Genomic DNA, 16,788 nt, shown 5'->3' with positions numbered 1-16,788 from the left:
GATCATCACCCACCTCCTGACCCACCAGCCACTTCTCGTGGGACGGTTTTATCCGGAACCATGGTCACCCGTGTTAACTACCTACCCTTGAAAGGAGGGGGCTGGGGGGTGAGGGCATGCTCCTCGTTGCCAATCCAATAAACTATTACAACTATGGGCTATTGATTTTATGTTCTATGTTCTATGCTCTATGTTCTTTTTCAGCTTCTAATTTTACGCTTCATCCCTCATCCCTCATCCTTCATCCTTTTGTCTAACGATTCAAGCGTTCGGGCAGAATAAATAGCGTCGCGACGGGAAAGAAACGCGGCTGTGGGTTAGCAAAGCGCTCGCGAATCGCCGTAATTTCTTGCTCGCGTTCGGCGGGAATTTGCTGCAAGCGTAAGCGTAAGGCTTCCTGATTGCGCGCCACCTGTTCCTGCTCGGGATTCGAGAAGAGCGACAATTGCAAATCGCTGGTAAAGGCATGCAATTTCTGGCGAATCGCTTGCTCTAGCTCGCCCAAAATAAGCTGCATGGCCTGAGTTTCGTAGTCGGCGCGTTCGCGCAATTGACGCTCCAACGATGCAGTGCGATCGTGCACGCGGGCTTCGAGTGCCTTGAGCAGCGGCGTTGCATATTGAGGCCAGATGGTGCGCAAACGCTCAGCAACCGCAGGCAACACCGCTTGATCGTGCATCGCGCTGGTAACGCGTTCGACCTCAGCCACGCTCATGCGCGTCCAACGCCCATCACGAATCCAGCCGCCAGCCAGCACCAATTCCTCGTGCAAGCGCTGTTGATCGCCGCCGAGCATCACAACCCGCGCATATGCGACGAGCGCTGGCGTATCTAAGGCCGCGTTGGGAGCGGTGCGCGCCGTAACCCGAAACAGGCGTTGCTGCTGATTGGTTGCCCAAACTTCGGCTCGTAACAAGCGCAAGGCCATTTGAACGAGGCGATGATTCAAATGCACCAAGACCACATCATCGCGGTCGCGAGCGCGTTCGTGGTCGAAGGTAATTGGGCGAATTGCTTGGGTATGCGGGTGGGCCAAGCCCATGGTGGCCTCGGCCCAACTGCCCGCCAGCGCAGGCATATGAAACACCCCTTCTTGCTTGGCTACAGGCACAAGGCCGGGCAAGTTGGCGAGTGCCAAGGCCACATCCACCGCATTTTTTATCCGCTCGGGCGTGAGTTGTAAGCTGCGTTGGGTTTCATGCAACTGCTCATGCAATTGTTGAATCTGATCGCGCAGCGAGCGCTCAAACTTGAGCAATGCTCGAACGGGGGCGCTTTGGATTTCAGCGGCAGCGGTATCAAGGCTGCGCCGTTGGCCCAACATCGCCTCTTCGACTTGAGCGGCAATCACTGGCCCAACCTTGCCCAAATCTTCGCGAATGGTATTGACCTTTTGGGCGGCCCGAAACAAAAATTCCAAATCGGCTTCGAGCGAGCCAAGCATTGCTGCATCTTGGCCCTGCCAGCCTTGGCTGACAAAGTGGTAAATATGCACCGCTTTGGCATGCTGGCCGTGGCGATCAATCCGCCCATTGCGTTGCTCCAAACGACTTGGATTCCATGGAATTTCCATATGAATCAAGTGCGAGCAATATTTTTGCAAATCGATGCCTTCCGAGGCGGCATCGGTGGCCAGCAAAATCCGCACTGGAGCCAGCGCAGGGTCGGCCTGAAAGGCAGCTTTGATCCGTTCACGTTGGTCGGCAACCATCCCGCCATAGAGCATGGCAATCCGATCCTTTTGGCCAAAGCCATGGGTTGCGAGCATTTGCATCAACCAGCGTTGGGTAGCTCGATATTCAGTAAAAATCACGACCCGCTGATCGTTCCAACGGCCATCGACCAACAGCTCTTTTTGCAACCATGCGATCAGCAAATCGAGCCGACTATCGCTACGCGAACGGGCTTGCTCGGCCCATTGGCGCAACTGCTGAAGGTAATCGCGCTCGGTTGCGGTTAAGGGTGCGAAAAATGTCGCGGCAACGTCGAGGCCATCATCGCTCTCTGCGGTTTCATCCTCCAGCTCCTCGTCGTCGATATTGGCCAGATGCTGGCGCAAGACACTCAGCGATGGTGCGCGTTGGTTGGCCACTTTTTTAGGCTGGTTGAGCGTGCGTTCGTGTTGTTCTAAGGTCAAGGCAAAGGCTTCGGGCGACGAAAACAGCCGTTTTTTAAGCAGCTTCAACACAAATTCGCTGGCAACCCGTTCGCTGGCATCGCGGGCGTTTTGCAAGCGTTCACGGCTATAGGCGGCCAACAGCCGATGCGCCGCTCGTTCATCAGCGCGATACTGCACTTCGAGCGGCAAAACCAAGCGTTGCGGAAAGCGCGGCGAACCATCCCAATTGGTAATATCCGATTTGAGCCGCCGCACCATAATTGTTTGTAATTGCTGGCGATCAGGCACAACACCCCGAGCAAAGCGTTGATTATCCAATAACTCCAAGAGCGCACTAAAGCTTTCTGCATAGCCATTGTGCGGCGTGGCCGAGAGAAACAAACGATGCTCAAAATGCGGGGCAATCTGGCGAATAGCCAGCGTTCGCAGCGAATCGACTGCATATTGACCGCGCCCAGAAGGTGCGACATTATGCACCTCGTCGATCACCAGCAAATCAAAGCGGCGGGGATAGCGCGGCGCATCATCTGCTGGCAAGGTTTCGCGCATCAAGCGCATAGGGCGATCGCGCTTAAGAAAATCGATCGAGGTAATCAGCAGCGGATAATGGCTCCATGGGTTGACGTGCAAGCCACGTTCACGGCGCAGGCTGCGCATTAACGTGCTATCGACAATCCGAAAGGCCAAGCCAAATTTCTCGCGCATTTGATCGCGCCATTGAATCTGCAACGCCGATGGACAAACAATCAGCACTGTTCGCACCCGCTGGCGCACCATCAACTCTTGAATGACCAAGCCAGTTTCAACTGTTTTGCCCAAGCCAACATCATCGGCGATCAACAGATTGGCGCGTGGCATTTGAATGGCGCGCACCACGGGATCAAGCTGATAATCTTCGATCGCAATCCCGCTGCGAAACGGAGCTTGGAGCGCGCGGGTATTGGCACTGGCGACGGTTCCCCAGCGCACAGCATCCAAAAATGTATCAAAGCGTTGAGGGGCATCAAAGCCATCGGGGGCAGGCAAGGCTCGTTGATTAACGACCGTTGCCCCAACTTCAAGCTCCCAAACGACTTGCAATTCTTCGCCAAGCGCATCTTCTTCTAAAGCTTGTAAGGTTACAACATGCTGTTGGGGGATTGGCGTGGTAAGCATTGTTTGCGGCAGCAGGCGTTGTTGAATGGTCGTGACCACATAGCGGCGCTGACGTACCTGGACGACCTGGCCTTGTTCAGGAATGGTTGCATGCATACCACAATCTCCAGCAAATCGGTTCTGAAATAGTATACCAAAAAATAGCAGGCAGCATTTGTTTAACCTGACAGTTGCTGCGCGGTCAATACCACTGGCGCTAATGAATCGAGCGCGGTATTAATCCGAATTTCAATCAACAACTCGGTGTCAATGAAATCCAGCGTCAAGCCATAGACAAATGGCGTTTCGTAGAGCCGCACCTGCATTATAAAACTCGCCTCGTTCGTCCACGCGCCACTGGCCACAAATGGGGTGTGGCCAAAAAATGCTTGCTGAAACAGCGCCGTCGCTCCGGCCTGCCAAACCCCATAACCACAAACAAGCGTTTCGACACTTGTCGCAGTATGAACAAGCAGGCGACAACCAGCTGCGCTGAAGTGCAACTGGATGCGTTCCAGCCCCAGCCGATTGGCGGCAACCTGATAGCTACGGCCAGAAACCAGCTCTGCCAGCGGTGAGCTTGCTTGGCCTGCAACCGTCGAGAAGCCCAAGCTTGCTAGTTTTTCAGTTAGCGCGCGCTGTGCCACAGGATCGGCGGCTAAACTGCTAGTACCCATAATCGGTAACAACAGCTGCCACACCAAATCCAAGGGCTGTTGCATCGCCAACACATCAATCCCGGCGGTTATCGCCAACACTGCATCCTGCGCTGGCAGCACAATACAATATTGGCCAAACACGCCATCGCCACGATAGGATCCATGGCGGCAACGCCAAAATTGATAGCCATAGCCTTGCGCCCAATCAGAATCAGGATCATCTCCATTCGTTATTTGTAACGCTGTAGCTTGATCGACCCAAGCCTCGGATAGAATCCTTTGTTTGTTCCACAGACCTTTGTGCAAATATAACTGGCCAAACTTCGCCACCGCTTCGGTAGTTAGGCTCAGGCCAATGCCGCCAAGCGTAATGCCTTGCGGCGATTCCTGCCAGTGCATTTGCTCAATCCCCAAGGGTGCAAACAAGCGTGGGTCAAGATAGGCGCTCAAGCGCATCCCAGTTGTTGCTTGAATAATCGCCGAGAGCAGATAGGTCGCACCGGTGTTGTAAACAAACTGGCTGCCAGGCGCAGTCGCAATTGGATACGCCAAAAAGGCCTTAATCCAATTGCCATCAAGCCGCTCATTCATCGCTGTCCATGGGTCGCTCGCATGGCCAGTTGCCATCGTGAGCAGGTGTTTAACCTGCATTGCTGCCAAAAATTCGCTCACCACCAGCGGCGTTTCAGCAGGAAAGAAGCTGGTAACCGGATCATCAAGCGTAAAATAGCCTTCGTCAATCGCCAGCCCAACCGCCGTCGCAGTAAAACTTTTGCTCAGCGAAAACAACAAATGCGGTCGTTCAGCCGCGTATGGCGACCACCATGCCTCGGCCACAACCGCACCATAGCGCAACAGCATCACACTATGCAGCTCGTGAATCTGGCTATCAAGCGCTTCAATAAAGCGCAGCAAGCCTGCTGATGCAATCCCCTGTTGCTCAGGCGCTGTCCGTGGTAAGCGATTTTCGTTATGTAAAATCATCGCAACAAACTCCATGTTCAAGTCAGCCAAGCTGCTTTTATACTAGCAGCAGGTGCAACAAGCATGAAGTTTTTACGCGCTTAAATTGGTTGCCAAAGCGCTGGCACAATCTGCGGTTCCCAGCCGGGCAATGAGGTGTGCGCTTGAATACAGCGATAGCGAATGCCATTATGTTGGACAAGGCTGCCAACGCTATAGCTGGTGTAGGCCTGCCAAGCATTAATTCCATGTTGGGTTGCGGTTGGCGATGGCGGGGCCATGGTCGGCACGAGGGTTGGGGTAGCACTCGCGGGAATTGCTGTTGGAATTGGGGTGTTAGTGCTCGTTGGAAGCTTGGTTGCCAGCGGAGTTGGTGAGTTGGTCGGCATACTTGTTGGCGTGTTGGTGCTGCTTGGGCTTGGTACATAGGGAAATTGCTGATTGCCAGCCACATCGCCTTCAGCGCGCAACGGAATATTGCTATCGGTCACAACATTGCCATAGACATCAGTAATCCGAAACGTGAAGGGGCCAATGCCCATGCCGCCAGGCACCAGAAAATAGTTATAATGTGCCCGCTCGACAGCTTGAAAAATCCCTTGCGGATTGCGAAACTCAAATTTGGCAATTGCATTGCGATGATTGCGCACTTGAACCCCAGCCCACCATTGGCTACTCCCTTCTTTGTAATTGTAAATTAGCTGGCCACTCAGATTAGGCGCGCTGATTAATTGCCATGTAATTGGCACATTCCCAGCCTCAAGCGCGGCAATTCGCTCGAATGCTTGCGGGCTAAGGTCAATGCCGCCAACCACGCAACCAGGGCAACGATCGATAATTTTGACGGTAACGCTGCCGCGTGGCCCATTGACGGTCACAGAGGCTCCGCAATAATCGGCCAAGCCATAATCGCTGGTATTGATTGCCGCCACAAGCAGATCGCTGGGTAGCGGCAAGCTACAATTGCCCATACCAACCGTTGGGTCATAATGGGTCGCCCGACCAGTGCGCAACGCCCATGGATTGCTGATTTGAGCATTGCTTTTGGCAACCAGCAAAGCCGAAGCCAGCAGCAAAGCCACCACCAACCACAGGCCAATGATCATGCGTTGAGCTTGAATCCGCGCCATACCATCCTCCAAACTGTAGAAAAACACGCTGGTGATTTCATCATTGGTTAGAATGTTAATAAATTCAATGAAATTACAAACACTACTTTAAGTAAATTTTTACAAATGTCAAGCTTTTGAATTGTATTTTTTGGGATAGTTATTCGGCAGCATAACGGAGAGTTCGCTAGTTGTAACGCTGGTGTAACACGATCACGCTAGGCTCATCCAACACTCGTGATCATGCAGGAGGCTCTATGCTGCGGCGTTTGATCAACATTGCCCTTGGATTAGCAGGACTTACCCTTGTATGTTTAACTATCATCACATCCATAGCCACCCACCAGCATCCCTTGGTCGGCGATTGGGTTCGCAGTTCCACAGCCATGACCTTGAATCCAGATGGCACAGGGACGACCCGAATCACCGTTGAGCGAGAGTTTGTCATTCCGCTCCTCTGGGATACACAACCAAACAATCACCTGCTGCTGATCAATGGGTCAGAGGAACGGATCGATCCCGTCATATTGGAAGCAACATGGCAGATCGTAGGCGATGAATTGCAGATTAGCCAACCAAACAAAGCGACTATCCGCTGGGTTCGCTGGCAACCAGCCCCGCCCCTTGATGATCCAAATCAGATTCGGCAGGCCTTACTTGAGCACGAGTGGCACATGCCTTGGATTAATGATGATGACTCAGTGATGACGTTTGCGGTCGATGGCAGCGTAGCGACACGCTGTACCAACGACCGTTGTACTGAAGGTACCGACCACTGGACCCAAGAGGGATCGCGCATCTTCGTCCATAGGCGCTCTAGGGCAGACGATGCGCTTCCACCGTTTGAACTGACTTTTTCAGGATCAGATCAATTCATCATGAAAAACCCAATCTCACCCATCCCACTCTATTTTCGGGGATGGCCTCGGCCATAAGGTATTTTGGGTGTTCGACATTCCGCGAGCACCCACTTCGTTGGAGCGAGTATGCAACACAATCAGCTCAATCGCCAGCTACACCGTGCTTGGCTGCCATATCGCATGCGCCTAGGCATAGCGCTGAGCAGCATAGCTATCAGTAGCTGGATTATCTGGCGGGAGGTTCAACGGGCAATATGGGCACTCGAACAGGGAGTTGATATTCCCCGCTATCGTGTCTACCACCCGAGTGTCGATACCATCTTGCCGTGGAGTATCGGGGCCATCATCATGCTCATAGCACTGGGGATCGATAGCATCGCCACCTATCGCCAGCGTGCTTGGCGCTGGGACGGCTATCTAATCGCCAGCATCGTCCTGGCTGGTAGTTATGGGTGGATGCTCATACTCATGCTGCAACGCTAACGCCGATCAATCACGCTGGTCAGAACCTAGCCGATGCTCAAGTGGTGCGAGTTTCGCCAAACCATTGATGGTAGAGCAGCGGATTTAGGTGCATCCAATTCAGCAATCGATCTATGGCTGATCATATGGCAATGATCAGCCATAAGCATTACAAGCTTAACGCTACGCCAATAAAAATGGGGCGACGAGCTGGGCGACAAGCGGTGTTGCCATCAGCGTGTAATGGGTTGTGCCAGGCACAATCGCTAGCTGGCCAGCTGGCCGACCAGAACCATCCATGCCGCCATCGCGTTGGCCACCACCCAACTGACGGTAGAACGCAACAATACCCTCAGGCCGCCAGCAGTCTGCATCAGCAAAGACCAACATCACGGGCATCGGCAGTGCCGCCACCGCATCCGACCAATCATAGTCTTGGGCTACCATCTCGCCTAGCTTGGTAAAGAGCCGCGTCCAATCGACCGCAGGGTAGAGCTGCGCCAACGGCGACTGTTGCAAGGCCGCACCGATCTGTGGTGCACTAGCACTCATATTGTCAAAGCTAGCAATCGCCTCTGGATAGGCATCGGCGCGGCGCATGGGCGTTGAGACCAGTACCAAGCGCCGCACGAGCGCAGGATGCTGAATCGCCAACTGTAACGCCACCGCAGCTCCCATCGAATAGCCCATTACCAGTGCTTGGTTAAGCCCCAACAGCTCGATCAGCGCTGCCACATCAGCGGCCATAAACTCACGGCGCAGCGGTCGATCAATATCGGGCGTGTGGCCATGGCCCTGCAAATGCACAGCAAACACTTGGTGCGTCTTGGCAAGTTCTGTCAACGTCGGCCCGAAGGTATCGCTGGGGTTAGCGCCGCCGTGCAGCAAAAAGAGCGGCGCGCCGCTCCCATGAACTTCATAGTAGAGCTTCAGTCCGTTAAGCTCGGCGTATTGGCCTTGAACTACGTTTGAATCAGCCATAAATCAGATTCCTTTCCGAATCGGCAGCCGCTGCGCTGCAAGTTCATATCAGTCTTACGCTAGATTACCCACCATGCATAGCACTAATCGAACATCTATGCTATTTTGTAGCTATCATCGCGCAAAACCGTTTGATCTGCAACCCTGAAATACGTCAGCAACGGTATTTCTGCTTATGCGCTCCAAGCCTTAGTGCTAGTGATTACTGAATCGATATTGCTTTCTGCTACATTTAATCGGCGGTTATCGGCTATGATGGCCAGCGCACGCCAAGAGCCACGAATTACCCACCCAATGCTGGGGGTTAATTGTGAATTGGTGTTGCAACTCATCAGGGTGATCAGTCCCGCCACGCTGGTGATAAAGCAGATTCGATTGCAGTTCGAAAGGATATGCTGTGAAGATCCAACGGACGGCCAATCTTGGCCTGATTCTCCTCGCATTTATTGCCTTTGTAGCGCTTGGGTTGCCCGATGGGCTATTGGGAGTTGGCTGGCCCTCGATTCGAGCTAGCTTTGCTCAGCCAATCGATGCGATTGGTTTATTTTTGAATGCATCGGTTATTGGCTATATGGGTTCGACCTTCCTCAGCGGCAAATTGTTGGTACGGCTGGGCGTAGGCCGGATGCTGGCTATTAGTTGTTTGCTGACTGGAGTTGCATTAATTGGCTATACCCTTGTGCCTGCATGGTGGATGATGGCGGCGCTTGGGATCATCGCTGGCATGGGTGCTGGCGCGATCGATGCTGGCCTCAATACCTATGTAGCAGCCCATTTTAGCGAAGGCCTGATGCAATGGCTGCATGCAAGCTGGGGCGTTGGGGTAACGCTCGGCCCAATCATCATGACCTTGGGGCTTGCAAACCTCAATACATGGCGCTTTGGCTATTTGGTGGTCGGCTGCTTCCAAATTGGCTTGGCGCTTTGTTTTGCCCTGACCAGCCCCATGTGGAGCCGCCATGCTGCGGCAGCAAGCGCCGAGCCGGAAATTCGCTTGACCGACTATAAAACGCCAATGAGCACAACCTTGCGTCAACCCCATGTTTGGCTCAGCATTATGCTGTTTTTCCTCTATGTTGGCGCTGAATCGTCGCTTGGCACATGGGCCTACAGTTTGCTAACCGAATCGCGCGGCGTGGAGCCAACGTTGGCGGGCTTTTTTGCTGGGAGCTATTGGTTTAGTTTTACCATCGGGCGGATTGTCGCTGGCCTAATCGCCACTCGTTTAGGATTTCATCGGTTAGTGCTTGGTGGCTTAACTGGCGCTTTGCTCGGTGCAGCGTTGTTGCTCTGGAATCCCTCGCCGCTCGCGAACGTAATTGCGGTGGCAATCATCGGCATCGCAATCGCGCCGATCTTTCCGGCGCTGATGTCGGGCACTAAAACTCGGGTGGGTGACCACCATGCAGCCAATACCATCGGCATGCAAATGACTGCAACTGGCTTTGGCATGGCGGTCATCCCCACCCTTTTGGGCGTGCTGGCCCGCTACATCTCGCTCGAAATCATCCCAATCTGTTTGCTCGTTGTCTATGCTGTGATGATTGGCGTGTATATCGTAGCAGTGCGGGTTCAAAAGCCCACAGGCATGGCCAGCAATATAGAAGCAAAGCATTTGTAATAAAGGCCAACCTCAAATCCAGCAGAACGCACTATGCTGATTAAATGCATAGTGCGTTCTACTTTTAGGCCCAGTTACTAGCCCTAATGTTTATTAGCGTTCGCCAATTGCATAGGGTTGCCATGCTGCTGGCCAATCCTCAGGCTCATAGATGTCATAGCTGATGCGCTGGTCATGCGCTGGTGAATCGTGGATAGCACGCAGCGCTGCTAAGCCTTCATCGTCACAGCTCCACCAACCTGCTGGATCGATCGCAATCACGCCTGTTTGATAGGCTGCAAGGTAGGTCGCCATCATTGTAGTGATCGATGAATAATCAACCGCAATGGTTGGATCATGCGAATCGTTCCAGAACACTGGCGCATGATCACTGGCTTGCTCAACAAGGGCAATTAAGCGCCTGTCATAGCTTTCACAAATTGGAAACCACACTGTACACCATGGAAATTCAAGGCCAAGCTCGTTATACTCGCGATAACGAGCCAGCGCCTCTTGCAGTGGCAGAAAATCGAGATGCCCAAACAAAGTAGCACCATGCGTTGTGCCATTATGCCAGCGATAGAGCGTCGCTACATCGTCGGGCAGGTGCAAGGGCGCAAGCAAAGCGTTGAGTTGTTCAAGTTGGGCCTCGCTGATTCCAGGCTCAAGTTGGGCATAGCGATCAGGTGCATACTGGGCAAGGAAGTGTTCGAATTCAGCAAGCAACTCGATTAGTGATGCTTGGGCTGGCAGAATCGGCTGTTTTTGGGGGCGTGGCAACGCAACTGGTTCAGCTAGCGCCACTGCCGCCGCTACCCGCGAAGCCGTATACGCCTGAGCATGGATAAGATTACGGCGTACCTCGGCACTTCCCCGTTCAGCAATAAGCGCCTGAAAATTTGGTTCGTCGACGTTATATCCCATCCAAAAGGCTGGGCGTGAAGAATAGCCCGCTTGGAAAGTTGTTGGATAATCGAGCAAATAGCGTGGGCAGTTTTCCAAACACGCCTTTTGAAAGCGCCAAAGGTCTGATTCGGGAACAGCTGGCCGCAGAAAAAGGATCACAAAGCAGAATTGGGCTTTAAATGGTTGGGGAATCAGCTGACTCCCAGCCAAGGTAGTGTACTGATAGACCATTGGCATGGCTAAAATGGCCGTATACATGCGTTCGGCCTCACGAACACTGCGGGGAATTGCTAAGCGATACAGAAATGTTACTTCTATCTGCGCCACAAGGAAATCATCATACACCTGAAGCTTGAGAATTTCATCAAAATAAACCAGTGGAATGAGCAGCGTAACGATGTTGCTTAAAGAGCCTGCAAGCTGACGTTTGGCCTCGAACGAATCAGCAGCCTGCATCAAAGCAACCAACCGAGTATCAATCATGCGCAACCATTGGCGGTCGATCGCTGGCGGTGGGTAGGCCAAAATATGCCGATTAAGCTTGGCGATGATTGCTGGATTGAAGGAATAATCAATCTGAATACAGTGCAACAGCTGTTGGCGCTCCTGTTCGCTCAACTGAAGGTCGGTTGTATCCCAACGCTCAAAAATCAAGCGCGCGATCGAACTGATGGATTGTGAGTTCTCCATAGCAGCATCTCTCCTTTTCTGTTTGCTCAATAACCAGATTCTAACTGTAATGGGATTAGATTGGCAACTACGGGCATGTCCTCACCCCCAGCCCCGCTCCCACTGAACGCGGGCGAGGGGAGCATACATCGCGTGGTTCCCTCCGCGCTCGTTCGACGGGAGCGGGTTCTAGGAAGTGAGGGGATTAGACAATCTTTAACCCAATAACCAGATTCTAGCAGCAAGCGATGGTATAATCCAAGCATGCCCCAACTGCAATAAATCTGCGTCACGATGCTCTATCTACTAGGCACTTTAATCGTTAAAAGGAGTTCTTTGATGAAGCCTGAAGACATTGCGAAAAAAGTTCGCGAAGCAACCGAAGATGGGCTGAAAAAAGCTCAAACCAGTAATGCCGACGATCAACTTGATCATGCAAGCGAGCCGCGCGATCGCCGCCCAGCCAAGGAAGCAGACGAACATATTACCTTGCGCAAACGCCGCCGCCCAAGTGGCAACGACAACGAATAAGTATCAGTTCACTATTGGATATACTCGCCGATTTTTGCACTTTGTAGGAGTGTTGTATGCAGCAGATTGCGCCGCGACGCTGGCGTTTGACGCGTTTTAGCTTCGTTTTACTCTTGCTCTTAGCCGCTTGTGCCGATCTCTCCGAACCAACTCCGGTGGCAAAACGCACTCCGATTGCTGGCCAAGCCACACCTGCCGCCCCAACCCGCACCGCCGCTGGCCGCGATGATCAGACCTGGCTGATTATGCTCTACTCCGATGCCGACGATGAGATTCTTGAGGAAGATATGCTCAACGATCTCAACGAGGCCGAATTGGTTGGCTCGACCGATCGGGTGCGCGTGGTCGCCCAAATGGATCGCTACGATGGTGGCTACGATGGCGATGGCGATTGGACAAGCACCAAACGCTTTTACATCGAACAAGACGACAACCTTGAGCAAATGAACTCCAAGGAACTTGCCGACCTTGGCGAGCAAAACATGGCCGATGCCGATACCTTGATCGATTTTGTCACATGGGCCGCCAAAGCCTATCCCTCGGATAAATATGTGCTGATTATGTCGGATCATGGCTCGGGCTGGCCTGGTGGCTGGACTGACCCCGAACCTTCAACTTTGGGTCGCCACGATATTCCCTTGGCCGAGAGCTTTGGCGATATGCTGTTTCTAATGGAAATGAGCGAAGCTTTTGAACATATCATCGCCGAAACCGGAATTGGCGAATTCGAACTGATTGGCTTTGATGCCTGTTTGATGAGCCATGTTGAAGTGTATAGCGCGATTGCGCCCTATGCCCGCTATGCAGTGGCCTCGCAAGAGGTCGAGCCATCGCTTGGTTGGGCCTATGCCGCGATTCTTGGTCGCCTAACCGATAGCCCCGAGATTGATGGCGCTGAGCTTTCGCGGGCGATCGTCGATAGTTACATCGAGCAAGATCAACAAATTCTCGATGACGATGCGCGGGCGAAGTATGTTTCGCGTACCTACGACTTCGATGGCGAGGTCTCTGCCGAAGAAGTGTTAGTGCAAGAGCGTAAGGCCATTACGCTGACGGCGGTTGATTTGGGCAAATTGCCAGCGGTTATCGATGCCCTTGATCGCTTGGTGATAACCTTGGCCGAGGCCGAACGCAAAGATATTGCTGCTGCCCGCCGTTATACCCAAGCCTTCGAGAGCGTTTTTGATAGCGATCAGCCCAAGCCCTATATTGATCTTGGCCACTTTGCCCAATTGCTCAAGCAAAAAGTCAATGTGCCAAGCGTCAATAAAGCCGCCGACGACTTGATTAAGGCCATCGACAAGAGCTTGATCGAAGAAAAACATGGCGATGAAAAAGCTGGCGCAACTGGCATTTCGATTCACTTTCCCAATTCGAAGCTCTACACGAGCGCCGATGCTGGCTATAAATCGTATAACACGGTTGCAGTAAGCTTCGTTAATGATTCGCTGTGGGATGAATTTTTGGCCTTCCAATACGCCAAAAAGCCCTTGCCAACCACCGTTGAACAACCAACCGCCACCATCGAACGCCGGCCAACGCCTGAGCCAGTCGATGTTGGCGAGGTCGAAGCTCCTGGCGCTGAGCCAATTACGGTTGCGCCAATTCAGCTTTCATCCACCACCGCCAGCCTCGATCGGCCAGTTGTGCTCAACAGCAGCATCACTGGCGATAATATTGCCTTTGTCTATATCTTCATCGGCTACTACGATCAAGAATCCGATGCAATTCGCGTGTTGGATATGGATTATCTTGATGCTGAGCAAACCCGTGAAATTGGCGGGGTATTTTATCCCGATTGGGGTGCGGCCTCGACGATTGATATTGAGTTCGAGTGGGACACCCAAGTGTTTGCCATGCAGAACGAAACTCAATCCAGCTTAGCCTTGTTCAGTCCCGAAGATTATGGCGCATCGCCAGAAGAGGCAACCTACACGGTTGAAGGCATGTATACGACTGCCAAAGGCAAAAAGAGCCGCCGCGCCTTGTTGTTGTTCAGCAATGGCGAGTTGGTGCAAGTGCTGGGCTACACGGGCAAGGAAGATACCGGCTCGTTACGCGAAATCAACCCCAAGCCCGGCGATAAATTTGTGCTGCTCGATACTTGGCTCGAAGAATCGCAGCAAACTGGCGAGAGCGAATTCGTCAATTACGAAGGCGAAGATTTCGTCTTTGGCTCGGATAACTTTACATGGAAGCTTGAGCCAGCGCCAGCAGGCAACTACTTGGTTGGCTTCTTTGCCGAAGATTTTGATGGCAATGTCTACTCGGCCTACGAAACCTTGATCGTCGAATAACTGCTTAAACACATAAGGCGCTGGTTGTGGAACCAGCGCCTTGTTTTATTTTAGCTCGCTGAATGGGCTAGGGAAGCCAAATTAACCAGACTTCGCTATTGCCATAGACCGAGCCAGCCACATCGCGGAAAGTAATCGTCAGCGGTTGATCGAGCCATGTTTGCAACTCGCTACGTGAAACTGCAACAATTTGCGGCGTAGTTAACGTGTTTTCATACAAAATTTGATTATTGGCCCAAACCGTCATGCGATCATCAACCCGTACTTCGGCCACCGCATCGCGGCGCGACGAGAGATAGAAACGCCCAGTCGCTGGCAATGGGCCATTGATCGTCACGGTCGTGGTGTAATAAATTTGGCCTTGCTGAGTAATCGGAATCAAGGCTTGAGCAATCGGATTGATCACAACCGGAAAGATCTGGCGCTGATTCGTCACCAACGGCAGGAAGGTCAGCGAGTTGCCAACGCCTGGGGTCACGCTTGGTTGTATCGTTGGCGTGTTGGTTGGAATTTCGGTTGGCGTTGCAGTGCTCGTTGGCGTGTTCGTTGGCGTTTCGGTTGGCGTGTTCGTTGGCGTTGCAGTATTGGTTGGCGTGTTCGTTGGCGTTGCAGTATTGGTTGGCGTGTTCGTTGGCGTTGCGGTTGGCGTTGCGGTTGGCGTGTTCGTTGGCGTTGCAGTATCGGTTGGCGTGTTCGTTGGCGTTGCGGTTGGCGTTGCGGTTGCCATCGAGCGACTCAAAAGAATCGACATATCATGGCTATGATAGTTGGATGTTGCCAAATCAAGCAAGCTATCGTTATTGAAATGCCCAAGCACCAGCGATACAGGATTGGCACCTACTGCAAAGCTTACTGGTGCATCAAAATTCAAGTTCCCTTGCCCCAGCAATACGCTCACGGTTGTAAGACCAGAGTTTGGTTGGCTATTGGTAATCGCTAAATCGATCAGGCCATCACCATTAATATCACCTGACTCAATATCATTGCCTGTAGAGACATTCGGAATGGTCGAATGCGCCACTAATGCGCCAGTTCCAGTCCCACGGAAAATAGTAATACTACTTGAACCCCAATTAGCAACTGCAACATCAGGGAAGGTATCGCCATTGAAGTCGGCAACAGTACTTTCTTGTGGGGTTGTGCCAACAGTATAATTAACAGCTGCGGCAAATATTCCGTTATTCGAACCTTTCAGCACTGAAATTGTTGTATCGCTAGCATTACTCACAATCAAATCTAAGTTACTGTCACGATCAAGATCAGCAGTAGTAATGCCTAGTGGCCCAAAGCCAACCGTATAATATTGATTAGCTTGAAAATTCCCATTTCCAAGTCCAAAACGAATTCCAATACTATTGCTTGACTCAAAACTTAGCGCAAGATCAAGGTTATCGTCTTTATTGAAGTCACCCAAGCGGATTTTCATTGGTTTTCCGCCAGCAGTTACGGCGCTATGATATTGAAACGTTCCATCACCAACGCCAAGATAGGTTACAAAAGCGTTGCTAAGGCGACTTGCCACGACCAAATCAAGTTTGTTGTCATTGTTAATATCACCAGTGTCAATGCCCCATGATTGACCTAAACCTGTCATATAATTGACAGCTTGCTCGAACGTTCCATCGCCATTGCTGAGGTTGATACTAATAGTTTTACCAGCCCAACTAATGCTTGCCAAATCTTGCAAGCCATCACCATTAAAATCGCCCATAACAATTTCACGGTTAGTAAACGAGGTCGGGTAATGAACTGAGGGAGCAAAATCAACCGCTGGTGGTGGTAATTGAGCGGCAGAGGTACTTTGACTAACAATCATGCCACCAACAAGCCCTAAAGCCACCAAACCGAAAATTGAGGACGTGATCATACGCTGGAATGGTTTTTCCATCACTAATCTCCCTAAAAAATTGAGGAATTGGGTTAAACAAAGCCCTCATTGAAAATCCTCGTTTGTTTCAAACCTAAAAAACAAACTGGATATGCGATAACGATACGAGCCTTGATAAAACCCATTCTATGCTAGCATAAGACGCTCTAATTGTACAATAGAATAAGCAGACGTTTATCAGGATGGTTTTTGTACATCCTCACCAAAAATCCCCATCCAGCCTATTCAATATCGTTTATTCCGCACCAAATGCTTTATAGTAGCCTTTATTATCCGAATAATCTATGTTCGGTTTATCACGAAATTTTCCAATGTTGTTACTAGTACATGCTACTACTACCGCGCATTAAGTATTATTAAAGAAAATGGTGTTGTCATCGATAGAAAATTAACTACTTATTGGCCTATTGGCTATATCTTGTTTTTCCCGAAATTTTTAAGGTTTTGGGAACAGCTGTCTTTTTGGCCAAGCTTGCTAATATCATTATGTATCTTTTTAAACATTTTTTGGCTATACAATTGCTAAAATCTCATGTAATCAAGAAAGTATTGCTAGGGCAAACGTTTTGGCGATCGCACTTTAGCCGAATCATGATGCCTATTGTGCTAA

General features: G+C 51.5%; 11 protein-coding genes. 5 read left to right on the top strand and 6 right to left on the bottom strand.

From position 1 onward, the window contains the following. Positions 1-253: 253 nt before the first annotated feature. From drmD to JOD20_RS16125, 3 genes are all read right to left on the bottom strand, one after another. Positions 254-3,370 (bottom strand): DISARM system SNF2-like helicase DrmD, encoded by a 3,117-nt coding sequence (gene drmD / locus JOD20_RS16135; RefSeq protein WP_204756256.1) that lies wholly within the window; start codon positions 3,368-3,370, stop codon positions 254-256. Between the two features lie 62 nt (positions 3,371-3,432). Next, positions 3,433-4,896: a serine hydrolase domain-containing protein gene (locus tag JOD20_RS16130; RefSeq protein ID WP_204756255.1), complete on the bottom strand. Its 1,464-nt coding sequence runs from the start codon at positions 4,894-4,896 to the stop codon at positions 3,433-3,435. An 80-nt stretch (positions 4,897-4,976) separates the two neighbouring features. Further along, entirely contained in the window at positions 4,977-6,005 is a 1,029-nt protein-coding gene (locus JOD20_RS16125; RefSeq protein WP_204756254.1) for an expansin EXLX1 family cellulose-binding protein, read from the bottom strand. 236 nt (positions 6,006-6,241) lie between these two features. Here JOD20_RS16125 and JOD20_RS16120 point away from each other — a divergent pair, with 236 nt between their 5' ends. Continuing rightward, on the top strand, positions 6,242-6,919 hold the full coding sequence (locus tag JOD20_RS16120) for a hypothetical protein (RefSeq protein WP_204756253.1): 678 nt from the start codon (positions 6,242-6,244) through the stop codon (positions 6,917-6,919). A 51-nt stretch (positions 6,920-6,970) separates the two neighbouring features. Continuing rightward, positions 6,971-7,327, top strand: a complete 357-nt coding sequence (locus tag JOD20_RS16115; protein WP_204756252.1) for a hypothetical protein — start codon at positions 6,971-6,973, stop codon at positions 7,325-7,327. A gap of 162 nt (positions 7,328-7,489) precedes the next feature. Here JOD20_RS16115 and JOD20_RS16110 read toward each other — a convergent pair whose 3' ends face one another. After that, a complete protein-coding gene (locus tag JOD20_RS16110; RefSeq protein WP_204756251.1) occupies positions 7,490-8,287 on the bottom strand; it encodes an alpha/beta fold hydrolase in 798 nt (265 codons plus the stop codon). A 397-nt stretch (positions 8,288-8,684) separates the two neighbouring features. On the opposite strand from JOD20_RS16110, the gene JOD20_RS16105 reads away from it, so the two are divergent. Beyond that, positions 8,685-9,908, top strand: a complete 1,224-nt coding sequence (locus JOD20_RS16105; protein ID WP_204756250.1) for an MFS transporter — start codon at positions 8,685-8,687, stop codon at positions 9,906-9,908. 93 nt (positions 9,909-10,001) lie between these two features. Here the strand turns inward: JOD20_RS16105 and JOD20_RS16100 are convergent, their stop codons facing one another. Beyond that, complete coding sequence (locus JOD20_RS16100) at positions 10,002-11,483, bottom strand: SMI1/KNR4 family protein (RefSeq protein ID WP_204756249.1); 1,482 nt, start codon at positions 11,481-11,483, stop codon at positions 10,002-10,004. A 318-nt stretch (positions 11,484-11,801) separates the two neighbouring features. On the opposite strand from JOD20_RS16100, the gene JOD20_RS16095 reads away from it, so the two are divergent. Both JOD20_RS16095 and JOD20_RS16090 read left to right on the top strand, forming a co-directional pair. Further along, a complete protein-coding gene (locus tag JOD20_RS16095; RefSeq protein WP_204756248.1) occupies positions 11,802-11,993 on the top strand; it encodes a hypothetical protein in 192 nt (63 codons plus the stop codon). A gap of 56 nt (positions 11,994-12,049) precedes the next feature. After that, on the top strand, positions 12,050-14,290 hold the full coding sequence (locus JOD20_RS16090; protein ID WP_204756247.1) for a clostripain-related cysteine peptidase: 2,241 nt from the start codon (positions 12,050-12,052) through the stop codon (positions 14,288-14,290). A 67-nt stretch (positions 14,291-14,357) separates the two neighbouring features. Here JOD20_RS16090 and JOD20_RS16085 read toward each other — a convergent pair whose 3' ends face one another. Beyond that, positions 14,358-16,178, bottom strand: coding sequence for an FG-GAP repeat domain-containing protein (locus JOD20_RS16085; protein ID WP_204756246.1), 1,821 nt, complete (start codon positions 16,176-16,178; stop codon positions 14,358-14,360). Positions 16,179-16,788 lie beyond the last annotated feature (610 nt).

This window comes from Herpetosiphon giganteus (genome assembly GCF_016907925.1).
Taxonomy (GTDB): Bacteria; Chloroflexota; Chloroflexia; order Chloroflexales; family Herpetosiphonaceae; genus Herpetosiphon; species Herpetosiphon giganteus.
Note: the sequence above shows the minus strand (reverse complement) of the source record. Positions and strands in the feature narration are given on the sequence as shown.